7 protein-coding genes (1 of these 7 cut by a window edge) are annotated in these 25,738 nt (G+C 62.8%); 3 read left to right on the top strand and 4 right to left on the bottom strand.

The window, feature by feature from the left end:
* Positions 1–55: 55 nt before the first annotated feature.
* From LOY43_RS16240 to LOY43_RS16225, 4 genes are all read right to left on the bottom strand, one after another.
* Positions 56–535 carry a copper chaperone PCu(A)C gene (locus LOY43_RS16240; protein ID WP_258708382.1) on the bottom strand — a complete coding sequence of 160 codons (480 nt, stop codon included), beginning with the start codon at positions 533–535 and terminating at the stop codon, positions 56–58.
* Entirely contained in the window at positions 535–1,140 is a 606-nt protein-coding gene (locus LOY43_RS16235) for an SCO family protein (RefSeq protein WP_007915980.1), read from the bottom strand. The genes LOY43_RS16240 and LOY43_RS16235 overlap by 1 nt, the downstream gene beginning before the upstream one ends.
* 156 nt (positions 1,141–1,296) lie before the next feature.
* Entirely contained in the window at positions 1,297–2,691 is a 1,395-nt protein-coding gene (locus LOY43_RS16230; RefSeq protein ID WP_220556379.1) for an efflux transporter outer membrane subunit, read from the bottom strand.
* Positions 2,692–2,724: 33 nt separating this feature from the next.
* Positions 2,725–3,519 (bottom strand): helix-turn-helix transcriptional regulator, encoded by a 795-nt coding sequence (locus LOY43_RS16225; RefSeq protein ID WP_258708381.1) that lies wholly within the window; start codon positions 3,517–3,519, stop codon positions 2,725–2,727.
* Between the two features lie 486 nt (positions 3,520–4,005).
* Between LOY43_RS16225 and LOY43_RS16220 the strand changes: the two genes are divergently transcribed.
* The 3 genes from LOY43_RS16220 to LOY43_RS16210 form a co-directional block, all read left to right on the top strand.
* Positions 4,006–10,416, top strand: coding sequence for a non-ribosomal peptide synthetase (locus LOY43_RS16220; RefSeq protein ID WP_258708380.1), 6,411 nt, complete (start codon positions 4,006–4,008; stop codon positions 10,414–10,416).
* Positions 10,417–10,673: 257 nt separating this feature from the next.
* Entirely contained in the window at positions 10,674–23,690 is a 13,017-nt protein-coding gene (locus tag LOY43_RS16215; protein WP_258708379.1) for a non-ribosomal peptide synthetase, read from the top strand.
* Positions 23,687–25,738, top strand: the beginning of a protein-coding gene (locus LOY43_RS16210) for a non-ribosomal peptide synthase/polyketide synthase (RefSeq protein ID WP_258708378.1). 15,792 nt of this gene lie beyond the right edge of the window; only the first 2,052 of its 17,844 coding nucleotides appear in the window; it begins with the start codon at positions 23,687–23,689; the stop codon falls past the right edge of the window. The genes LOY43_RS16215 and LOY43_RS16210 overlap by 4 nt, the downstream gene beginning before the upstream one ends.

Here is a 25,738-nt window from a genome sequence, read left to right as displayed (position 1 = left end):
AAGGGGCGGCCTGATCATCGATCAGGCCGCCCCTTTTTATTGCCGCTCAGTCAGATCAATGCATTTTGCTGTGATCGTGACCTTCCATGTTGGTCAGCGCACGAACCGGTGCCTTCACTTTGATTGTTTCTTTTTCGCCCTTGGAGTTTTCCACGATCAGGGTCAGCGGCACAGTTTCGCCTTCCTTTAGCTGACCGGTCAGGCCCATCAGCATCACGTGGTAGCCGTTTGGATCAAGCTTGACGGCTTTGCCGGCGGGCAGGGCGACCGACTTCACTTCGCCCATTTTCATTACATCGCCGTTCATGGTCATTTCGTGGATCTGCACGATTTTGGCCGCGGATGTCGCGACGCTCAACAACTTGCTGTCGCTGTCGGCGGTGAGGGTCATGAACGCGCCGCTGGCGGACTGGGTCGGCACGGTGGCACGGACCCAGGCGTCGTCGACTTTGGTCTGCGCGGACACCTGGAACGCCAGGCCCAGCAGAGACAGACCGATGACAGCGAGTTTGATGTGGTTCAGAACAGGTTGCATCAGCAAACCTCCATAACAGTAAGCAAATCTTCCGTGCATTGTTCTGCCGAAAGCGAGGTGGACAGACCCAGGCGCAAGCCGCCGTTGGAGTCGTAAACGTAACTGGTGGCAGTGTGCGAGATGGTATAGGTGTCGCCGGCCGGGACTTTCTCGTAGAACACGTCGAATTCCTTGGCGGTGGCCGCGGTTTCCTCGAGTGTGCCGTACAGCGCAACGAACGTCGGGTCGAAGGCCTTCATGTAGGCGTCGAGGATTTCCGGGGTATCGCGCTCGGGATCGAGGGTGATGAAGATCACCTGCAAACGATCGCCATCGGCGCCCATCAGTTTCTTGATTTTCGCCGCGCGGGCGAGGGTGGTCGGGCAGACTGCCGGGCACTGGGTGAAGCCGAAGAACACCATCGGCATCATGCCGCGAAAGCTCGACAGCGTCATGGTTTCGCCATCGGTGTTCTTCAGTTTGAAGGTGCGCCCCATGATCTTGTTACTCAGATCCTTGCCGTACTTGTACGACAGTTGGCCGCGGGTGTCGCAGCCGGCGAGCAGGCCGAGCCCGAGTACGCCCATTCCCGCAAGCACCTTGCGGCGAGTCAACAAAGCCGTCATCTAATACCGCCTTTTGCAGCCCGTCAGTCAGCAGGACTGGCGGGGGGTTAACCGTAAAAGCGGCGCATGATACCAAACTGCAGGCAGACGCCGGCCACGGATCGCCGCACGGCGCAGGATCGCGCGACAAAAGGTGTAAGGAAAAGTGACTGCGGCTTACTGCGCGCGTGACTCATCGGCGCTCCAGCCCCCGCCCAGCGCGGTGTACAGATTGACCTCGGCGACCAGTTGCGCGAGGCGATCGGTGATCAGGCCTTGCTGCGAACTGAACAGCGAGCGCTGCGCATCGAGGAATGTCAGGCTGCTGTCGACGCCGTTTTGATAACGGTTTTGCGCCAGGTTGTAGTAAGTCTGTGTGGCCGCGACCAGATCGCGCTGCGCCTGCAATTGCTGCTGATAAGTGCTGCGCGCAGCGAGGCCGTCGGCGACTTCCTGAAATGCGGTTTGAATCGATTTTTCGTATTCGGCCACCGCCACATCTTTCTGTAGCTTCGAATAATCCAGGCTGGCGCGCAGGCTGCCGGCGTTAAAAATCGGCAGGCTGATCTGCGGCTGAAAGGTCCAGGCGCCAGAGCCACCGCCGAACAGCCCGGACAGATCGCGGCTCGACGTCCCGGCATTCGCCGTCAGGCTGACACTGGGGAAAAACGCCGCCCGTGCCGCACCGATATTGGCGTTGGCTGCTTTCAGTTTGTACTCCGCCTGAAGGATGTCCGGACGCCGTTGCAGCAGATCCGAGGGTAGGCCGGCGGGCAGTTGCCGCACCAGCTCGCTGGCCAGTGGACGCGCGGGCAGAGAATTCGGCACCGGCGCGCCGACCAGCAAGGTCAGGCTGTTCAAGTCCTGGGCGACCTGACGCTGATAGCGCGCCAGATTGGCCCGTGAACTGTCGACGCTGGTTCTGGCCTGCGCCTGCTCCAGCGCTGACGATTTGCCGGCCTCACGGTTGCGGGTGGTCAGGTGCAGGCTCTGTTCATCGGCAGCAAGGGTGTCGCGGGTCAGTTCCAGCAACTCCTGATCGGCGCGCCAGGTCAGGTAGGCGTTGGCAACGTTGGCCACCAGACTCAACTGTGCGCTGCGCCGCGCTTCTTCAGTCGCAAGCCAGGTTTGCAGCGCTTGCTCGCTGAGGCTGCGCACGCGGCCGAAGAAGTCCAGCTCATAAGCGCTTATCCCGAGGTTGACCGAGTACGTCGAATTGATCAGCGCTTTGCCTTGGGTCACGCTCGGCGGCATGCGCTGGCGCAATTCATTGGCATTGGCCGACACCGCCGGCAGCAGGTCGGCGCGCTGAATGCGGTATTGCGCCTGAAAGGCTTCGACGTTGAGTGCCGCCACGCGCAGGTCGCGGTTGTTGACCAGCGCGCTTTCGATCAGTTGTTGCAGCACCGGATCCGTGAACAGCGTGCGCCAGTCCTCAGCCCTCGTGGCTGGCTGCGTTGCTGTCGGATACTGCGCGGCAGTGGGGGAAGCGGGGCGCTGATACTCGGGAATCAATGAACAACCGCCCATCAGCACCGCGATGGACAGCAGGGAAAGTCGCAACGTCAACATCGAACTGCCTCATGCATTAAAAGAGCGTTGTGCTCAGGCCCCGGCCATCCATTTCGCCAGGCCATGGCGGCCACTGACGCCGAGTTTGGCGGTGGCGCGTTTCAGGTACGTCTCGATCGAGCTGTTTTTGACCCGCAGCTTTTCCGCCATTTGCGGCACGGTGCCGCCGGTCAACAGGCCGAGACAGACTTCTTTCTCGCGCACCGACAGGGCGATGTCGCTTAATGCCAGGCGCTCATCGAACACCTGCGCCAGCGGCGCCTGATCCAGCTCGGCCAACGGTTGGCGCGGTTGCCGGGCGAGGATTTGCCGACTGATCTGCGCGTGACGTTCGATCAGCGGCAGCAGGGTGTCGGACAGGCTCTTGAGAAACGACAGCTCCGGCAGGGAAAACACCCGTTGGGTATGCGGTCGGTAAAACGAAATCACGCAACGGCGGTTGGACGTACGCGAAACCAGATTGCATTGATGGGCACTGTGTTGCGGATGGCGAGGCTGGAACGAGGCTTTCAGTTGAATCAGCAGCGAGTCGTTCATCTCGATCATTTTCTGCAGCAGCGGATGATCGTCGGGGCTTTCCAGCGGATCGGGCGCGGCACAGGTCTGCGTCAAACCGGCGCTGCCCAACGGCTTGATGTCGACCACGCTGGCCTGACGCTCATCCAGCGTCCACTCACTGAGATCCACGCGGTTGACCGGCACCAAGGTGTCGACCAACTGGAACATGTTCGTGGCGAAGTGATCATCGCCGGTGCTTGCTATCAACTCACCCAGTTGCCAGTAGAAGTGTGGGTTTTCCATATTACGAATGCTGCCGGTCAGATTCATATCCTTCATCCTTGGTTCAGAGCCATCACTGAATCGTCTGCCGTCTCTGTAAAAGCCGCCCACGCAGTCATTTCTCCTTGAACATGATCTGGAGCGGGATTTAAGCCTATGGATTTGTCCTACGTCTGTAGGGGAAAACAGGGACACAAAGTGCCACTATTTCTGAATATTGGCGCCGGGGTTCTGACGCTGTTAAACGCCGGCGTAACGGCGAGTGTGACTGTTCAGTCACGCTCAAGCCCCGGAAAACCTGGCGAAGGGGAATTCTGATCGGCAGCGTTCGGGTAAATGGCGGCGCTGCTATGTGGTTTTTTTCCTACAAACTTTTCAGTGTTTCCTCTCCGAACTTTTCGACAGTGCCTACGGTAAACACGCCCGCAAGGTCAGACAGGCGCGTACGAGCCTGGTGGTTGTCCGGGTTTCAGGTGTCATGTCGGCGCCGGGGCCGATGCTTGAATACCGGCAAAATTTCATGAGAAGGATCTTATGCAGCCTACTTCTGCCAACGTGGCGGACGATCTGTCCGTGCCTGTCGAGACATTCGCGCTGACTGCCGCCCAACGGGATATCTGGCTGGACCAATTGAGCCGCGGAGATTCGCCGCTGTACAACATTGGCGGTTACGTGGAGCTGACCGGGCCACTGGATCCGGCATTGCTGCAATCGGCGCTTGAGTGTCTGGTGGAAGCGAATGATGCCTTGCGCATTGTTCTGCGATCGGACGTGGGTCACGACGGGCTGCCGTTGCAAGGGTTTGCGCAGGCGCTGCCGGTGGCCATGCCGCTGTTTGATCTCAGCGGGCAAGCCGATCCACAGGCGGCGGCCCGGGCGCTGGTTGAAGCACAGATGGCGCAGGCCTTTGTGTTGAGCGGGCACGCGTTGTTCCGCTTCAGTCTGATTCGCCTCGATCGCCATCGTCACTGGCTGGCAGCCCAGGCCCATCACTTGATCATCGATGGCTGGGCGTTCGCGCTGCTGTTCAAGTCGGTGGGCGAGATCTACAGCACGTTTTGCCGTGGCGAGCGCCCGCGCATGGCGACACCGTCCTATGTCGACTTTATCGAAGATGACGCGCGCTACCATCAATCACCTCGCTATGAGCGCGACCAACGCTACTGGCTGGACAAGTACCGCAGTATTCCCGAACCCTTGTTGACCCCTCGTCATCGCGACCCCCTCGACGCTGAAGCGGCGCCCGCTCGGATCCACGTCAAGGCATTTCCAGCGCTGTTGCACGAACGCATGAAAGACACCGCGCGGCCACTGGGCGGCTCGGCGTTTCATGTCTTGCTGGCGGCGCTGCATGTGTATTTCAGTCGTACCGCCCAACGTGATGAATGGGTGATCGGTTTGCCGATTCTCAATCGCTCCGGTGCCCGCTTCAAAAGCACCTTGGGCTTGTTCACCCAGGTCAGTGCAATGCGCATGGGCTTTGGGCGAGCGCTGTCATTCGCTGAATTGATCAAGGCGATCGGCGCTGACCTGAAGCAGGATTTCCGCCATCAACGCTACCCGCTGAGCGAGATGAACCGCGCGCTGGGCCTGTTGCGCGAAGACCGTACGCAACTGTTCGAGCTGTCGCTGTCCTACGAACAGGACGACCATGACTACCGTTACGGTGAGGCTTCGGGACACTCGGTCAAGGTCTCCAACCAGCACGAGGCGACTCCGCTGGCCATTCACCTGCGCAGCAACCGTTACACCGACAAGGCTTGGTTGCATCTGGTGTATTCACCGGCCTATTTCACGGCTGACGAGATCGCGGCGTTGACTGAACGCTTGCTGCTAATTCTGCAGCAAGGCCTGGAATGCCCGGCGCTGGCGATCGCCGATTTCAACCTCAATAGCCCGGCAGAACTGGCCCGGCTCAATGAGTGGAACGACACCCGGGTCAGTTATCCGCAAGGCCGACTGATTCATCAGCGCTTCGAATCGCGAGTGGCCGAAGAGCCGGACGCTGTGGTCGCGACGTATCAGGGACGAACCCTTACTTATGCCGAGCTGAATCGGCAAGCCAATGCGTTGGCCCACCATCTGATCGGCCTCGGCGTGCTTCCTGACGATCGTGTGGCAATCGTTGCACGCCGTGGCCTGGACACGCTGGTCGGGCTGTTGGCGATTCTCAAGGCTGGTGCTGCTTATGTGCCGATTGATCCGGCGCATCCGCCCGAGCGTCTGAGTTACTTGCTCAGCGACAGTGCTCCGGTGGCGCTGCTGACGCAAAGCGATCTGCGTGATCGTCTGCCCGCCACAACGCTGCCGGTGATCGACCTGGATCGGCGCGAGTGGCCGCTCGACAACTTGACCGATCCCGACGTGACGGGGTTGAACACCCACCACCTCGCCTATGTGATTTACACCTCTGGCTCCACCGGGTTGCCCAAAGGCGTGATGGTCGAGCACCGCACGCTGGGCAATCTGGTCGACTGGCACTGTGCGGCGTTTGGACTTGGCCCCGGGCAGCACACCTCAAGCCTGGCTGGCTTCGGTTTTGACGCAATGGCCTGGGAGGTGTGGCCGGCGCTGTGTGCCGGGGCAACGCTGAATTTTGCACCCGCGAGCGAAAGCAGCGAAGACATCGATGCGCTGCTTGCCTGGTGGCGTGCGCAGCCGCTGGATGTCAGCTTTCTGCCGACGCCGATTGCTGAATACGCCTTCAGCCAAAAACTCGATCATCCGACCTTGCGCACCTTGCTGATTGGCGGCGATCGTCTGCGCCAGTTCAGCCGAGCGCAAGGTTTTGCGGTGGTCAACAACTACGGCCCGACCGAAGCCACGGTGGTCGCCACCTCGGGGCTGATCAGCCCGGGGCAGGCGTTGCACATCGGCAAACCCGTGAGCAATGCCACGGCTTATCTGCTCGATGATCAGCAGCGTCCGGTGCCGATCGGCATCATTGGCGAGCTGTATGTTGGCGGCGCCGGGGTTGCCCGGGGTTATCTGAACCGTCCGGACCTGACGGCCGAACGCTTTCTCGACGACCCGTTCAGTGCGCAGCCTGATGCGCGCATGTACCGCACCGGCGACCTCGCGCGGTGGCGCGCCGACGGCAATCTTGAGTACATCGGTCGCAACGATGACCAGGTGAAAGTTCGTGGGGTGCGTGTCGAGCTCGGCGAGATCGAAGCCGCACTGGCCAGCCATGACGCGGTGCAGGAAGCCGTGGTGCTGGTGCGCGACGGTCAACTGTTGGCATGGTTCACCGAGCGTGAAGCGCTGGACATCCTGCAACTGCACGCGCACCTGACATCGCGCTTGCCGGCCACGATGCTGCCGGCCGCTTACATGCGCCTGGCGAGTTTGCCGCTGACCGCCAACGGCAAACTCGATCGCCAGGCGTTGCCGGCACCGGGGCCGGACGCGCTGATCCGCCGTCAATACGAGGCGCCACAAGGTGACGTCGAAATCGCTCTCGCCCAGATCTGGGCCGAGGTCCTGCAGGTCGACCGGGTAGGGCGTCACGACCATTTCTTCGAGCTGGGCGGCCACTCCTTGTTGGCCGTGGGCCTGATCGAACGCATGCGCCAGATTGGCATGAGCAGCGATGTTCGCGTGCTGTTCAACCAACCGACACTGGCGGCGTTAGCGGCGGCAGAGGGCAGCGGCCGCGAAGTCGAGGTGCCGGCTAACCGCATTGCGCCCGATTGCACGTACATCACGCCGGACCTGTTGCCATTGGTTGAACTGGATCAGGCGATGATCGAGCGTATCGTCGCGACCGTGCCGGGCGGTGCCGCCAATGTGCAGGATATCTACCCGTTGGCACCGTTGCAGGAAGGCATTCTCTATCACCACATCACCGCTGCGCAGGGCGATCCGTATTTGCTGCAATCGCTGCTGGCGTTCGACAGCCTCGAGCGGGTCGAGGCCTTTGCCGCTGCGCTGCGTCAGGTCATGGCGCGGCACGACATTCTGCGTACGGCGGTGGTTTGGGAAGGGCTGACGTCGCCGGTTCAGGTCGTTTGGCGCGAGGCGATTTTGCCGGTGCAGGAGGTTGAATTTGATCCTGCCCGTGGCGCGATCATCGATCAATTGCACGAGCGTTTCGACGCGCGGCGTTATCGCCTCGATGTCAGTCAGGCGCCGCTGCTGCGCCTGATGTATGCCCGTGATCCCGCGCACAATCGGGTGGTCGGCATCTTGTTGTTCCATCACCTGGCGATGGATCACATTGCGCTGGAGGCGATGCGCGAAGAAATCCACGCCAGCCTGTCCGGGCACGGCGAACCGCTGGCAGCACCGGTGCCGTACCGCAACTATGTGGCGCAGACGCGCCTGGGTGTCAGCGAGCAGGAGCATGAAGCGTTCTTTCGGCAGATGCTCGGCGACATCGACGAGCCGACCTTGCCGTTCGCTTTGCTGAACGTGCAGGGCGACGGCAGCAACATCGAAGAAGCCGAGCAGGCGCTGGCCAGCGCTCTCTATCAGCGCCTGCAGCAGCAGGCGCGCCTGGCGGGCGTGAGCATCGCCAGCCTGATCCACCTCGCCTGGGCGCAAGTATTGGCGGCGACCTCCGCGCAGCAAAGTGTCGTATTTGGCACGGTGTTGATGGGCCGCATGCAGGGTGGCGCGGGTGCCGATCGGGCGCTCGGGGTGTTCATCAACACCTTGCCGCTGCGGGTCGATGTCGGCGAGGGTGCGGGCGCAGCGCTGAAGTCCACCCATGCGCGCCTGAGCGCGTTGCTTGCCCATGAACACGCTTCGTTGGCGCTGGCCCAGCGTTGCAGCGGCGTTGCTGCGCCGGCACCGCTGTTCAGCGCCTTGCTCAACTATCGGCACAGCGATGATGTCGAGCAAAAAACCTCGCGGCAAACCTGGCAGGGCATCGAGACCCTGGCTAACGAGGAGCGGACCAATTACCCGTTTACCCTGAGTGTCGATGACCTCGGCACAGGCTTGCGCTTGACCACCCGCACCCTGTCGAGCATCGGCGCACAGCGGATTTGCAGTTATGTGCAGTCAGCGCTGAGCGTGTTGGTCGAAGCGCTGGAGAACACGCCGCAGCGGCCGCTGAATAGCCTGCCGTTGTTACCGCAGGAAGAACTGCAACGGCTGCTGATCGAGTTCAACGATACGGCAGTCGACTGCCCGCTGGATCAGCCACTTCAGGCACTGTTCGAACAACAGGTGCAGCGCAAGCCGGATGCCATCGCCGTGCAGTTCGCCGAGCAACGCCTGAGCTATCGCGAGTTGAACGAGCAGGCCAACCGCCTGGCCCATTATCTGCGCGGGCTCGGCGTGCAACCGGATTCGCGGGTCGCGATCTGCGTCGAGCGCGGGCCTGAACTGGTGATCGGTCTGTTGGGCATTCTCAAGGCCGGCGGTGCTTATGTGCCGCTCGATCCGGATTATCCGCAGCAACGGCTCAACTACATGTTGCAGGACAGCGCTCCGGTCGCGCTGCTGGTGCATGCCGCAACGCGTGATTTGCTCGGCGAACCCGGCGTGCCACTGATCGATCTCGATCTCGGTGTATGGCGGGACCAACCGCACGAGAATCCGCAGGTGCCCGGTCTCGTCGCGGCGAATCTGGCCTACATGATCTACACCTCCGGCTCCACCGGCACGCCGAAAGGCGTGATGATCGAGCACCGCAGCGCCTGCAACATGGTGCATTGGGGTTCGCAGTTGTCGCCGCCGACTGAACACGGGGCGTTGCTGCAAAAGGCCCCGTACAGTTTCGACAGTTCGGTGTGGGAGATCTTCTGGCCACTGTGCTCGGGCATGCGCCTGGTCCTGGCGCGAGCCGATGGCAATCGCGATTCGGCGTATGTCACGCAAGTGATTCGTGAGCAAAACATAACCGTGGTCAAGTTCGTGCCGGCCTTGTTGCAGCAGTTCCTCGAACAGGACGATGTCAGCCAGTGCACCAGCCTGACCGATGTGCTCAACGGTGGCGGCGAGTTGACCGTCGCGCTGGCCCGGCAAGTGCGCGAGTGCCTGCCGTGGGTGCGCCTGCACAACGTCTACGGGCCGACCGAAACCACGGTCGACAGCAGTGGCTGGACGCTGCAACCCGGCGAGCCGGTGCCTCAGACACTGGTGCCGATCGGCAAGGCCCTGAGCAACACGCGGCTGTACGTCCTTGATGCCTTTGATCAGCCAGTGCCGTCAGGCGTCAGTGGGCATTTGCACATTGGCGGGGTGGGCGTGGCGCGGGGCTATCTGGGACTGCCGCAATTGCAGGCCGAACGCTTTATCGACAGTCCGTTCGTGCCTGGTGATCGCTTGTATCGCACCGGTGATCTGGTGCGTTATGGCGCCGATGGCAACCTCGAATTCCTCGGTCGTAACGACTTTCAGGTCAAGCTGCGCGGGGTGCGTCTTGAGCTGGGCGAGATTGAAGCGCGCCTGCTGGAACACCCGGCCATTCGCGAGGCGGTGGTGCTGGTACGCGATGAGCGGCTGGTGGCTTATTACACCCTGCGCGCCGAACTGGCTGCACCGACGCTGGAAGCATTGCGAGCGCATGTGTTGGCGCAGTTGCCGGAGTTCATGGTGCCTGGCGCCTACGTGAGGTTGGCGGCGTTGCCCTTGACGCCAAACGACAAAATCGACCGCAAGGCGTTGCCGGAACCGGGGGCGGAGGCGCTGCTCAGTCGTCCTTACGAGGCCCCCGCAGGCGACGTGGAAACCGCGTTGGCGCAGATCTGGGCGCAGGTGCTCAAGGTCGAGCAGGTGGGCCGGCACGACAACTTCTTCGAGCTGGGCGGGCATTCGTTGCTGGCGGTCAGTCTGGTCGCGCGCATGCGTCTGGCTGGCCTGCATGTCGACGCGCGCACGCTGTTCAGCCAGCCGACGCTGGCCGCGCTGGCGGCACAGACCTCGCGGCAGGCGAAGCAGGTCGAAATCGCCCAGACCACCATCCCGAGCCTCAACCGCAAACGCCGGCTCTGATCGTCGGACACGAAACCTGTGGGAGCGAGCCTGCTCGCGAAAGCGCTGTGTCAGTCGCCATCAACATTGACTGAACCAACGCATTCGCGAGCAGGCTCGCTCCCACGGGGACTTGCGATGCTCACGCTGGCAGCTTGTCCCCGCTTCCCATGTCAGACACCCACGCCCCGATGTTTTAGTTTTTCCAGGCTGCGCGCCGCCTGCATGGACTCGCTGCTGCGCGCTCATTTTTTTTCGAATTTACAGCAGGTTACCTCATGCATTTCAGCGAACTGATGGCTGCCATTTCCACCCATGCGATCCGCCTTCAACAGGAAGATGAAGACCTGGTCATTCTGGGCAGCGACGACGCGCTGGATGACGCGTTGTGGGACAGCCTCGCGGCGCACAAGGCGCAACTGCTGGAGCTGGTCGCCCAACACGGCGGCGACTGGCTGAGCCCGGCCTTTCGCATCACCCCGGATATGCTGCCGCTGGTGCAACTGAATCAGGAAACCCTCGACCGCATCGTCGCCACGGTGCCGGGTGGCGCCGCCAACGTGCAGGACATCTATCCGTTGTCCGCGTTGCAGGAAGGCATGCTCTATCACCACCTCTCGGCCCCTGCCGGTGACCCTTACATCTCGCAGGCGCGCTTCGTATTCGACAGCCAGGAACGGCTGGACGCCTTCGCCGACGCGCTGCGCTGGGTGGTAAAACGTCACGACATCCTGCGCACCTCGTTCGTCTGGGAATATCTCGACGAAGCGCTGCAAGTGGTCTGGCGCGAGGCGCCGCTGGTGTGTGAGGAAGTCCCCGTCGACAGTGCCGCCGACGTGCTCACGCAACTGCTCGCACGCCACGACCCGCAACACTTCCGTCTCGACATGCAGCAAGCGCCTTTACTGCGCCTGGTGTATGCGCAGGATGCCGCGCAGGGCCGCGTGGTCGCGCTGTTGCTGTTTCATCACATGATCATGGATCACGTGGCGCTGGATGTGCTGCGCCGGGAAATTCAGGCCTGTCTGCTCGGGCAGACCGCGCAAGTGCCTGCCGCTGTGCCGTATCGCGATCACTTGGCCAGGGCACGCAAAGCCGGTAACGAGCAGGCGCAGGAAGCATTTTTCCGCGACATGCTCGCGGATATCGACGAGCCGACGCTGCCCTGTGGTTTGCAGGATGTGCAGGGCGATGGCCACGCCATCGAGGAAGCCTCGCTGATGCTCGACAGCCGCTTGAGCCGGCAGTTGCGCGAGCAGTCACGGCAGCTCGGCGTCAGCGTCGCGAGCCTGACGCATCTGGCCCTGGCGCGGGTGCTCGGGCAATTGTCCGGGCGCACGGCGGTGGTGTTCGGCACCGTGCTGCTGGGGCGGATGGACGCGGGCGAGGGCGGCGAGCAAGCGTTGGGCATGTTCATCAACACTTTGCCGCTGCGCGTTGATGTTGGCGAGCAAAGCGTGCGCGCCGGCGTGCTGGCGACCCATCGGCGCCTGACCGCGCTGCTGGCGCACGAGCAGGCTTCGCTAGCCCTGGCGCAACGCTGCAGCGCCGTTGCGGTGCCGACGCCGCTGTTCAGCGCGATCCTCAACTACCGACACAGCAGCGTTGAGGAAGTGGCGGAGGTGATCGACATCGCCCCCGGTGTGCAGGTGTTGGGTGCCCGCGAGCGCACCAACTATCCGCTGACCATCAACATCGATGACCTCGGCGCCGACTTGCGCATCACCGCGCTGGCGGATGCAGCGCTGGGGGCCGAGCGCATGGCCGCGTACCTGAACACGGCGCTGGAGAGTCTGCTCGCAGCCTTGCAAACCAGCGCCGATGTGCCGCTGCAAACGCTGCGCATCCTCCCGGCGAGCGAACGCGAACACTTGCTGTACGGCGTCAATTCGCCGCTGGCACAGTTCCCGGAAACCCTGTTGATTCACCAGCAATTCGAAACCCATGCCCAGGCCCAGCCTGAGGCCACGGCGCTGATGTTCGACGGACAAACCCTCAGTTACGGCGAACTCAACCGGCGCGCCAACCAGGTGGCGCATCATCTGCTGGCCCTGAACATTCGTCCCGACGACCGCGTGGCGATCTGCGTTGAGCGTGGCGCGCCAATGATCATCGGCCTGCTTGGGGTGCTCAAGGCCGGCGCCGGTTACGTGCCGATCGATCCGGCCTATCCGCTCGACAGAATCAGCTTCACCTTGCAGGACAGCGCCCCGGCAGCAGTGCTGATGCAGACGGCGACGCGCGAGCGCGTGGCCGCTCTCGAAGTGCCGCAGATCGACCTCGACAGCGCTCACCTCAAGGCCGAACTCGACAGCAATCCGCAGATCCCTGAGCTGACCCCGGCGCATCTGGCTTACGTGATCTACACCTCCGGTTCCACCGGTTTACCCAAAGGCGTGATGGTCGAGCACCGCAACGTGGCGCGGTTGTTTTCCGCCACCCACGATTGGTTCCAGTTCAACCCGCAAGACATCGGGGTGTTGTTCCATTCCTTCGCGTTCGACTTCTCGGTCTGGGAAATCTGGGCCGCGCTGGCGTTCGGCGGGCAATTGCTGCTGGTCCCGCAAGCCGTCAGCCGTTCGCCGGACGACTGCTATGCATTGCTCTGCCAGACCGGCGTGACCGTACTCAACCAGACGCCGAGCGCCTTCCGCCAACTGATCGCCGCGCAGGGCCGCAGTCAGCTGCAACACTCGTTGCGGGAAGTGGTTTTCGGCGGCGAAGCGCTGGAGCCGGGCTTGCTCAAGCCGTGGTATGCGCGGGTCGGCAATGCCGGCACGCGGCTGGTGAACATGTACGGCATCACCGAAACCACCGTGCACGTGACCTATCGACCGCTGCAAGCCGCCGACGCGCAGTTGCTCGGCGTCAGCCCGATTGGCGTGCGTATTCCCGATCTGCAACTGTATATCCTCGATGCTCAGCGCGAACCGGTACCGGTCGGCGTGATTGGCGAGTTGTACGTCGGCGGGGCCGGGGTGGCGCGCGGTTATCTGAATCGTGAAGCATTGACTGCCGAGCGTTTTATCAATGATCCGTTCACTGAAAATGTCGATGCGCGGCTGTATAAAACCGGCGACCTCGCGCGCTGGGCCGCCGACGGCAGCCTCGAATACCTCGGTCGCAATGACGATCAAGTGAAAATTCGCGGCTTCCGCATTGAGTTGGGCGAGATCGAGGCGCGGCTGTCTACTTGCGAAGGCGTGCGCGAAGCCGTGGTGATCGCTCGTGAGGACAGCCCCGGCGATCAGCGTCTGGTCGCCTACTGGCTGGCCGACGCAGGCGCTGCGCCGGATGTGGCGCAATTGCGTGATCATCTGTTGGCGGGGTTGGCTGACTACATGGTGCCAAGCGCTTTCGTGCGCCTGGAAGCCTTCCCGCTGACCACCAACGGCAAGCTCGACCGCAAAGCCTTGCCGGCACCGGACAGCGATGCATTCGCGCGGCGCGGTTTCGAAGCGCCGGTCGGAGCGGTAGAGAATCTGATTGCTGGTCTCTGGCAGACATTGCTTGGTGTCGAGCAGGTCGGCCGCCATGACAATTTCTTCGAGCTCGGCGGTCATTCGCTGCTGGCAGTGAAGCTGATCGAACGCATGCGCCAACAGGATCTGCACTGTGACGTGCGCGTGCTGTACGGTCAGCCGAGTGTGGCCGCGCTGGCGGCGACCTTGAGCAGCGAACGCGGCATCGTCGTTCCCGACAACCTGATCAAGCCAGGTTGTACGCGCATCACCCCGGCCATGTTGCCGCTGACCAATCTCGATCAAGCCGCGATCGACCGTGTCGTTGCAACCGTGCCGGGCGACATCGCCAATGTGCAGGATATCTATGGCCTGGCGCCTTTGCAGGCGGGAATTCTCTATCACCATCTGGCCACCGCTGCCGGTGATCCGTATGTGTTGCAGGCGCAATTTGCCTTCGACGGTCTGGCGCAGATCAAAACCTTCGTTCGCGCCTTGAACGGCGTGATCGCGCGCCATGACATTCTGCGCACCGGCATCGTCTGGGAAGGGCTTGAAGAGGCGGTGCAAGTGGTCTGGCGCGAGGCGCCACTGGCGCTGGAACGCGTCGATGCTGACGAACTCGACGGCGACGTGCTCGAGCAGATGCAGGCGCGTTTCGATCCACGCCACTATCGTCTGGACCTCAATCGCGCGCCGCTGATGCGTTTTGTCTACACCGAAGATCAGCCGCACAAGCGCTGGATCGGCATTCTCCTGATGCACCATATCGTCCTCGACCACACCGCCCTCGACGTGCTGGTCGCGGAAATGAATGACGTCATGCTTGGTCGCAGCGAGCATCTGCCGCCGCCGGTGCAATACCGCCACTTTGTCGCCCAGGCGCGGCTCGGCGTTGATGATCAGGCCCATGAGGCGTTCTTCCGCGAGATGCTTGGCGATATCGACGAGCCGACCGTGGCCTTCGGTCTGCAGGACGTGCACGGCGACGGCAGCGACATTCTCGACAGTCATTCCGAGCTCGATGCCGACCTCGGTAAACGTCTGCGTGAGCAGGCGCGGCGGCTCGGTGTCAGTGTGGCCAGTCTGGTGCATCAGGCCTGGGCTCAGGTGTTGGCGCAGGTGTCCGGCCAGCAGGACGTGGTGTTCGGCACGGTATTGCTCGGGCGCATGCAGGGCGGCGAAGGCGCAGATCGGGCGTTGGGCATGTTCATCAACACCTTGCCGCTGCGCGTCAGCGTCGGGGCTGATTCGGTAGAGAGCGGCGTGCGGGGTACCCATGCACGTCTGGCGCAGTTGCTCGGCCATGAGCAGGCTTCGTTGGCGCTGGCCCAGCGTTGCAGTGGTCTCGCCGGATCGCAGGCGCTGTTCAGCACCTTGCTCAACTACCGCCACAGTGCGCCGGAGTCGGCCGCTGTAACGTGGGACGGCGTGCATATTCTCAGCTCCCGCGAGCGCAGTAACTATCCGTTGGTGGTCAGTGTCGACGACCTCGGCGACGGGTTCCGCCTGAACGTGCAAGCCGTGCCGCAAGTGGATGGCGCGCGGGTCTGCGATTTCTTGCAAACCGCGTTGCACAGCCTGGTCACGGCACTTGAGTACACGCCAACGGCGCCGTTGCAGCAACTGTCGATCGTGTCGCCGAGTGAGCGGCAGCGAGTGCTGGTCGGCTTCAACATCAGCGGTCGTGAATTCCCGCCGGCGCAGACCGTGCCGCGCCTGTTTGAAGCGCAAGTGGCGGCACATCCCGAAGCGCTGGCGGTGGTGCAGGGCGAGCAACGGCTCAGCTACCGTGAACTGAATCAGCGCGCCAATCGTCTCGCCCATCACTTGATCGGTCTCGGCGTGCAAGTCGATGACCGTGTTGCGCTGTGCCTGCGTCGCGGGCCGGACATGCTCGTCGCGCTGCTGGCGATTCTCAAGGCGGGCGCCGGTTACGTGCCGATCGATGCGGATTACCCGGCAGAGCGCATCGCCTACCTGTTGCAGGACAGCGACCCGATCGCGGTGCTGGCGCAGGCGTCGACGCGCGAGCTGCTTGGCGTTGTTCCCGTCATCGATCTGGATGCCGGCGACTGGCAGCACTTACCTGACACCAACCCAGTGCTGTCGAGGTTGACCCCGGCGAATCTGGCCTACGTGATTTACACCTCCGGTTCCACCGGGCAGCCGAAAGGCGTGATGGTCGAGCACCGCACCCTGGAAAACCTCGTGCACTGGCACGCCGAAGCCTTCGATCTGCATGCCGGCAGCCACACCGCCAGCGTCGCCGGTTGCGGTTTCGATGCCATGGCCTGGGAAGTCTGGCCGGCGTTGTGCGTTGGCGCGACCGTGCATCTGCCACTGTCTTCGATCAAAAACGAACATCTTGATGAACTGCTCGAATGGTGGCGCGCGCAGCCGTTGCAGGTGAGCTTTCTGCCAACCCCGGTGGCCGAATATGCCTTCAGTCGTGAATTGGGCCATCCGACCCTGCGCACATTGCTGATCGGTGGCGATAAATTGCGCCAGTTCCCGCGAGATCAGACGTTCGATGTGATCAACAACTATGGCCCGACCGAAGCCACGGTGGTGGCGACGTCCGGGCGCATCGAGCCCGGGCGGGTTTTGCACATTGGCCGGCCGATTGCCAATGCCAAAGTCTATTTGCTGGACCGTCAGCAACAACCAGTGCCGACCGGTGTACAAGGCGAGTTGTATGTAGGCGGCGCCGGGGTTGCGCGCGGCTATCTGAATCGTCCGGAACTGACCTCAGCACAATTCCTTGACGACCCGTTCAGCGATGAACCGCATGCGCGGATGTACCGCACCGGCGACCTCGCTCGCTGGCTGGCGGACGGCAATATCGAATACCTGGGGCGCAATGATGATCAGGTAAAACTGCGCGGCGTGCGTATAGAACTCGGGGAAATCGAAGCGGCGCTGAGCGCTCACGCCGCGGTGCGCGAATGCGTGGTGCTGGTGCGCGACGGCCGTCTGGTCGCCTGGTTTACCGCAATCGAGTCTGTCGAGATCGGCGATTTGCACCAGTATCTGCACGCGCGGCTGCCGGACACTTTGGTCCCGGCCGCTTACGTGCGACTGGACAGCCTGCCGCTCACGGCTCACGGCAAACTCGACCGCAAGGCCTTGCCCGAACCGGATCAGGACGCCTGGCTCAGCCGTGAATATGAAGCGCCACAAGGCCCGGTCGAAATGGCGCTGGCGCAGATATGGGCCGACGTACTCAACATCGAACAGATCGGCCGTCACGACAATTTCTTCGAACTCGGCGGCCATTCGCTGTTGGCGGTGAGCCTGATCGAACGCATGCGTCAGGCCGGTTTAAGCGCCGATGTGCGCGTGCTGTTCAACCAACCGAGCCTGGCCGCGCTGGCGCGGGCCTTGGGCAGTGGCCGGGAAATCGATGTGCCGGCAAATCTGATTGCGGCCGATTGCACACACATCACGCCCGACATGCTGACCCTGACCACACTCGATCAGGCCAGCATCGATCGTATCGTCGCGACGGTGCCGGGCGGTGCTGCGAATGTGCAGGATATCTATCCGCTGGCACCGTTGCAGGAAGGCATTCTTTATCACCACCTCAGTGCCGAACAGGGCGATCCGTACCTGCTGCAATCGCGTCTGGCCTTCGACAGTCTTGAACGTTTGCACAGCTTCGCCGAGCACTTGCAGCAGGTCATCGCCCGTCACGACATTCTGCGCACCAGCGTGGTCTGGCAAGGCTTGCCGAGCCCGCAGCAAGTAGTCTGGCGGCAGGCGCAGATGGTCGTCCAGCAGGTGCTGCTGGATGCGCAGGAAGGCGACATTCTCGAACAGCTGCACGCGCGTTTCGATGCCCGGCATTTCCGCCTCGACCTGAGCGTTGCGCCGCTGATCCGCATGGTCTACGCCGAGGATCCGGCGCAACAGCAAGTGGTCGCCATCGTGCTGTTCCATCACTCGATTCTCGACCACACCGCCATGGACGTGATCGGCCGGGAAATGCACGCGTTGATGTTCGATCAGCTCGACACACTGACGCCGCCGATGCCGTACCGCAATTACGTAGCGCAGGCACGCCTCGGCGCCGATGAGCAGGAACATGAAGCGTTCTTCCGCGAGATGCTCGGCGACATCGACGAGCCGACTTTGCCCTTCGGTCTGCAGGATGTTCAGGGCGACGGGCGTGGCATCGAAGAAGCGCTGCAAGCGGTCGATGCCGCGCTCAATCAGCGTCTGCGCGAACAGGCGCGGCAGTTGGGCGTCAGCCCGGCGAGCCTGATGCACATGGCCTGGGCGCAAGTGTTGGGCGTCGTTTCCGGCCGTCGCGACGTGGTCTTCGGCACCGTGTTGATGGGGCGCATGCAGGGCGGTGAGGGCGCCGACCGCACGTTGGGGGTGTTTATCAACACTCTGCCGCTGCGGGTGGGTCTCGCTGAGAGCGTGCGCGCCGGGGTGAAAACCACCCACGCGCGGCTGACGGCGCTGCTCGCTCATGAACACGCGTCACTGGCGCTGGCTCAACGCTGCAGCGGCACGCCGGGTTCTGCGCCGCTGTTCAGCGCCTTGCTCAATTACCGGCACAGCGCCGCCGCACAACAGCCGCGCGACGGCCAGGGGATCTGGCAAGGCGTGCGCATGCTCGGTGGCGAGGAGCGCAGCAACTATCCGCTGACCCTGTCGGTGGATGATCTGGGCGACGGTTTTGCCTTGGACGTGCTGGCGCTCGCCGAGATCGGTGCGCAGCGGATCTGCAGTTACATGCACACCGCACTGGAGCAACTGGTGCAAGCGCTGGAGCAGCAGCCCCAGACGCCACTCGATCAGCTACCGATTCTGTCGCTGCCGGAGCAGGCGCGACTGCTGGTCGATTTCAATCGGAGTGCCGTCGCGTTTCGCCGTGGCGCAACCCTTCATGCGCTGGTCGAGGCTCAGGCGGCACAACGGGCGGATGCGCTGGCGGTGGTGCAGGGCGGGCAAGCGTTGACCTATGGCCAGCTCAATCAACGCGCCAACCGCCTGGCCCACCATCTGCTCAGCCTTGGCGTGCAGCCTGACGACCGCATCGCCGTGTGCGTGCGGCGCAGCCCGCAGATGCTGGTGGCGCTGCTGGCGATCCTCAAGTCCGGCGCCGGTTATGTGCCGGTCGACCCCACCTACCCGGCGGAACGCATTGCCTACCTGCTGGAGGACAGCGCTCCATTGGCGGTTCTGGCCGAGGCCTCGACGCGTGATTTGCTCGGTGCTGCGCGCGTGATCGATCTCGATCGCCTTGACTGGGCGCATCTGCCGGACAGCAATCCGCAGGTGCCGATGCTGACCCCGGCGCATCTGGCCTACGTGATCTACACCTCGGGCTCCACCGGCCAGCCGAAAGGCGTGATGGTCGAACACGCAACGCTGGAAAACCTCGTGCACTGGCACAACGGCGCCTTTGACCTGCACGCGGGCAGCCACACGTCGAGTGTCGCCGGGTTTGGTTTCGATGCCATGGCGTGGGAGGTCTGGCCAGCGCTGTGCATCGGCGCGACCGTGCATCTGCCACCGCAATCTGTGAGCAACGAGCACCTCGACGAATTGCTGGCGTGGTGGCGCGCGCAGCCGTTGCAGGTGAGTTTCCTGCCCACGCCTGTCGCCGAATACGCCTTCAGTCGTGACCTCGGCCACCCGACCTTGCGCACGTTGCTGATCGGTGGCGACAAATTGCGCCAGTTCCCGCGTCAGCAGACGTTCGCGGTGATCAACAACTACGGCCCGACCGAAGCCACGGTGGTTGCCACCTGCGGCGCGGTCGAGGCCGGGCAGGTGCTGCATATCGGTCGGCCGATGGCCAACGCGAAGATTTACCTGCTCGATGACCAGCAGCGCCCCGTACCGGTTGGCGTTGCTGGCGAGTTGTATGTCGGCGGTGCCGGCGTGGCGCGCGGTTATCTGCATCGCCCCGAGCTGACTGCCGAACGCTTTCTCGACGACCCGTTCAGCGATGAACCGCAGGCGCGCATGTACCGCACCGGCGACCTCGCGCGCTGGCTGGCTGACGGCAACGTCGAATACCTGGGGCGCAACGATGATCAGGTCAAACTGCGCGGCGTGCGCATCGAATTGGGCGAAATCGAAGCGGCGTTGAGCGCTCACGAAGCCGTGCAGGATTGCGTGGTGCTGGTACGCGACGGCCAGTTGCTGGCGTGGTTTACCGAACGCCTGAACGTTGAGATCGAGGATTTGCGCAGTCATTTGCAAGCACAGTTGCCGCAAGCCCTGGTGCCTGCCGCTTACGTGCGCCTGCAAGCACTGCCGCTGACCGCCAACGGCAAACTCGATCGCAAGGCGTTGCCAGAACCGGATCAAATGGCGTGGCTGAGCCGCGAATATGCCGCGCCACAAGGTTCGGTGGAAATCGCCTTGGCGCAGATCTGGTCGGACGTCCTCAAGGTCGAACAGATCGGCCGTCACGACAACTTCTTCGAACTGGGCGGGCATTCATTACTGGCGGTGACGCTGATCGAGCGCATGCGTCAGGTCGATCTGAGCACCGACGTGCGTGTGCTGTTCAGCCAACCGACCCTGGCCGCGCTGGCGGCGGCGGTGGGCAGTGGCCGCGAGGTCGCCGTGCCGGACAATCTGATTCCTGCCGATTGCACGCACATCACTGCGGACATGCTGACGCTGGTGCAACTGGATCAGGCCAGTATCGAGCGCATCGTCGCCACGGTGCCGGGCGGCGCGGCCAATGTGCAGGATATTTATCCGCTGGCACCGTTGCAGGAAGGGATTCTGTATCACCACCTCAGCGCCGCGCAGGGCGATCCGTACCTGCTGCAATCGTGTCTGGCGTTCGACAGTATTGAACGGTTTCAACGGTTCGCGGCGGCGTTGCGTCAGGTCATGACGCGCCACGATATCCTGCGCACATCGATTGTCTGGCAAGGCTTGGCGGCGCCGGTGCAAGTGGTCTGGCGCCGTGCGGAGTTGCCGGTTCAAGCTGTGGCGCTGGAGCCCGCGCAGGGCGAAGCCATCGATCAACTACGTGCGCGCTTCGATGCGCGGCACTGGCGTCTGGACCTCGACCAAGCACCGCTGTTGCGTCTGGTGTACGCCCTCGACGCGGACAATCAACGCGTGGTTGCCATGCTGTTGTTCCACCACATCGCCATGGACCACACCGCGTTGGCGGTGGTCAGCGCAGAAATGCAGGCGATTTTGCACGGTGATGAGCGACTACCTGTGCCCGCCGTGCCATACCGCAACTATGTGGCGCAGACCCGCCTCGGCGTTAGCGAACAAGAGCACGAAGTGTTCTTCCGCGAGATGCTCGGTGACATCGACGAACCGACGCTGCCATTCGGTTTGCAGGACGTGCACGGCGACGGGAATGACATCGAGGAAGTCTGCCAAGCGCTGCCTGCTACGGTGGCGCAGCGTTTGCGCAGCCAGGCGCGCTTGCTCGGCGTCAGTGTCGCCAGTCTGTTCCATCTCGCCTGGGCGCGGGTACTGGCGGCAACGTCCGCTCAGGAACGGGTGGTCTTTGGGACGGTGCTGCTGGGCCGCATGCAGGGCGGCGCGGGCGCAGATCGCGGGCTGGGCATGTTCATCAACACCTTGCCATTGCGCGTGGATGTCGACGAAACCGATGTGCGCGCCGGGGTCAAGGCGACCCATGCGCGGCTCAGTGCGCTGTTGGCTCACGAACATGCTTCGCTGGCATTGGCCCAGCGTTGCAGCGGTGTCGCGGCACCGTCACCACTGTTTAGCGCGATGCTCAATTACCGCCATAGCGACAGCGAAGCTCAGCAAACTACCAAGCGCGAGGCCTGGCAGGGCATCGAATCCCTGGCCGGCGAGGAGCGCACCAATTACCCGTTGACCCTCAACGTCGATGATCTCGGCAGTGGTTTCGCACTGACGGTGATGACCCCTTCGCGCATCGGTGCAGCACGCCTCGGCCAGTACATGCACAACGCGCTGATCGCGCTGGTTGAAGCGTTGGAGCACACACCGCAACAACCGTTGAACTGCCGGACGGTGTTGCCGGACGAGGAGCGGCAGGCGTTGCTGTTCGGCCTCAATGCCACCGACGTCGATTACGACTTGCAGCAGACGCTGCACGGCTTGTTTGAAGCGCAGGTGCAGCGTACGCCACAGGCTGTGGCCGTTGTCGCCGGCGACCAGGCATTGAGCTACACGCAGTTGAACGAACGCGCCAACCGCTTGGCCCGGCACCTGCTCAGCCTTGGCGTACAGGTTGATTCACGGGTGGCAATCTGCGTCGAGCGCAGCCTGGAAATGGTCATCGGCCTGCTGGCGATCAATAAGGCCGGCGCCGCTTATGTGCCGCTGGACCCAGCCTATCCGGCGGAGCGTCTGGCCTACATGCTCGAGGACAGCGCGCCGGCCGTGGTGCTGGTGCACGGGGCGACCCGCACGCTATTGGGAGAGTTCTCGGCACCGGTAATCGACCTCGACCAGAACACCTGGCAATCCCTGTCTGCCGACAATCCGCAAATCCCGGCGCTGACACCCCAACACAGCGCGTACGTGATCTACACCTCCGGCTCCACCGGCCAACCGAAAGGCGTGGTCAACGAACATGCCGGGGTGGTCAACCGCTTGTTGTGGATGCAGGACGCCTATCGCCTGACCGCTGCCGATTCGGTATTGCAGAAAACCCCATTCAGTTTTGACGTCTCGGTGTGGGAGTTCTTCTGGCCGCTGATGACCGGCGCGCGCCTGGTCATGGCGCGGCCCGACGGACACAAGGATCCGCAATACCTCACTGAAGTGATCGAAACCGAAAACATCACCACGCTGCACTTTGTGCCGTCGATGCTCGATGTGTTCCTCGCCAATAGCGACACCACACGCTGCGACAGCGTGCGGCAGGTAATGTGCAGCGGCGAGGCGTTGCCGGGCCGTGTGGTGCGGCGTTTCAAACTGCAATTGTCGGGCAGCGCGTTGCATAACCTGTACGGCCCGACCGAAGCCGCCGTCGATGTCACCGCGTGGGACTGCGCGGGAACGATCGAGCAGACCCCGGACAACACGCCAATTGGCAAACCGATCGCCAACACCCGCATGTACATCCTTGATGCGCAACAGCAACCCGTGCCGCAAGGCGTGATCGGCGAGCTGTACATCGCTGGCGTGCAGGTGGCGCGCGGTTATCTGAACCGACCTGAGCTGAGTGCCGAGCGCTTCCTCAACGATCCGTTCCAGGCCAACGGGCGGATGTATCGCACCGGTGACGTCGCCCGCTATCTGGCGGACGGCAACATCCAATACCTGGGGCGTAACGATGATCAGGTGAAGATCCGCGGTCTGCGTATTGAGCTGGGCGAAATCCAGGCGCGCCTGGCCCAGATCAAAGGTGTGCAGGAAGCCGTGGTGGTGGCTCGCGAAGAGGTGCCCGGCGACAAACGTCTGGTCGCGTATTACACCGGCGAACGGCTGGAAATCGACCTGCTGCGCAGTCAACTGCTCGAGCATTTGCCGGATTACATGGTGCCTACGGTGTTTGTGCATCTCGATAGTTTGCCGCTGAGCCCCAACGGCAAGCTCGACCGCAAGGCGCTGCCGGCGCCGGATCAGCAATCGCTGAAAACCCGCGAATACGAAGCCCCGGTTGGCGACGTCGAAATCACCCTGGCACGGCTTTGGGCCGAGCTGCTTAACGTCGAGCGGGTAGGGCGTCACGACCATTTCTTTGAACTGGGTGGTCACTCATTACTGGCGGTCAGTCTGATCGGCCGGTTACGTCAGGAAGGCATGGAAGCCGATGTCAGGGGGTTGTTCGAACAACCGACCCTGGCCGGCTACGCCGCAATTACGGAAAGAATGGAGATCGTCCTGTGAATGTGCTCGAACTGTTGGCAACCCTGAAGACAAAAGACATTCAGTTGGCGGTGACCGATGAGCAATTGCGCGTCAACGGCAACAAACAGGCGTTGAGCGATCCGGCGCTGCTGGCCGCGCTGCGCGAGCACAAACCGGCGCTGATCGAACTGATCAAGGCCGGCCAATACTCGGCCACCCGCGTCGGCCAGATTGACGTTCCGGCCAACGGCATTCTCCCCGGCACCACGCGCATCACCCCAGCGATGCTGACCCTGGCTGACGTGGATCAGGCGACCCTCGACCGCTTGCTCGCCGAGGTACCAGGCGGCGCCGCCAATGTGCAGGACATCTACCCACTGGCACCGTTGCAGGAAGGCATTCTCTATCACCACGCGAGCAACGAGCAGGGCGATCCGTACGTCATGCAGTCGTACTTTGCGTTCAGCAGCCGCGAGCGTCTGCATGACTTCGCTCAAGCCTTGCAAAAGGTCATCGATCGCCACGACATCTTGCGCACGGCGGTGCATTGGGAAGGGCTGGACGTGCCGCTGCAAGTGGTCTGGCGTCAGGCACCGTTGCCGATGGAAGAGATCGTGCTGGCAGACGGCGCAAGTGATGCGCTGCAGCAACTGCACGAGTGTTTCGATGCGCGGCATTTCCGTCTGGACGTCCGGTGCGCGCCGATGATGCGTCTGGCCTACGCGTGGGATGAGGACGGTCAGCGCGTGGTCGCGACGTTGTTGTTCCATCACATGGCGCTGGACCACTCGGCGCTCGACGTGGTGCGTCACGAACTGCTCGCCTGCCTCACTGGCCAGGCTCAATCGCTCGGCCGGCCGGTGCCGTTTCGCAATTACGTGGCGCAGGCGCGGCTGGGCATCAGCGAAGCTGAGCACGAGGTTTTTTTCCGCGACATGCTCGCTGACATAGCCGAGCCGACGCTGCCCTACGGTTTGCAGGATGTGCAGGGCGACGGCCTCGGTATCGCTGAGCTGAGCCTGCCGGTCAATCCGTTGCTCGGCCAGCGTCTGCGCGCACAGGCGCGGCAGCTCGGCGTGAGTGTCGCGAGCCTGTTTCATCTGGGCTGGGCGCAGGTACTGGCGGTGCTCACCGGCAAACAAAACGTAGTGTTCGGTACGGTGCTGATGGGCCGTATGCAAGGCGCCGAAGCCACCGAGCGGGCGCTGGGGATTTTCATCAACACCTTGCCGTTGCGGGTCGATGTCGATGCACAAGGCGTGCGTGCGGCGGTGGAGGCGACGCACAAACGCCTGACCACGCTGATGCGCCACGAACACGCACCACTGGCACTCGCCCAGCGTTGCAGCGGCGTGGTCGCGCCGACGCCGTTGTTCAGTGCCTTGCTCAATTACCGCCACAGCCACAACGCGGCGACGGCGAGTGCCGAGACCCTGGCGGCCTGGGAAGGCATCAGCACGATCAGCTCCGAAGAACGCACCAACTATCCGCTGACCCTGAGCGTCGACGATTTCGGCGATACCTTCAGCCTGACCTTGCTGGCCACCACCGAGGTCGATCCACAGCGCATCTGCGATTACTTGCACTGCGCCCTGGAAAGTCTGGTGCTGGCGCTGGAGCAGGCGCCGGACACCGCGCTCAACCAGTTGCCGATTCTGCCGGCGGCCGAGCGCGAACAGGTTTTGCTGGCGTTCAATGCCAGTCACGCCGATTTCCCCGCGACGTTGACCATTGCCCAGCGTTTCGAGGCCCAAGTGGCGCAGCGGCCAGAAGCTGTGGCAGCACAGTTCTTGGGTGAGCAACTGAGCTATGCCGAACTCAACCGGCATGCCAACGCCTTGGCTCATCATCTGATCGCACTGGGTGTGAAACCCGATGATCGCGTCGCCATCGTCGCCCGCCGTGGCCTCGATACGCTGGTCGGGCTGGTCGCCATTCTCAAGGCCGGTGCCGGTTATGTACCGATCGACCCGGCGCACCCGGCCGAGCGTCTGCACTACTTGCTCAGCGACAGCGCCCCCGTTGCAGTGCTGACCCAAAATAATCTGCGGGAGCGCTTGCCGACGCTGGCGGTGCCGGTGATCGAT

The organism is Pseudomonas sp. B21-041, from assembly GCF_024748675.1.
GTDB lineage: Bacteria > Pseudomonadota > Gammaproteobacteria > Pseudomonadales > Pseudomonadaceae > Aquipseudomonas > Aquipseudomonas neuropathica.
The sequence above is the reverse complement of the archived record's forward strand: the minus strand, read 5'-3'. Positions and strand labels throughout refer to the sequence as shown.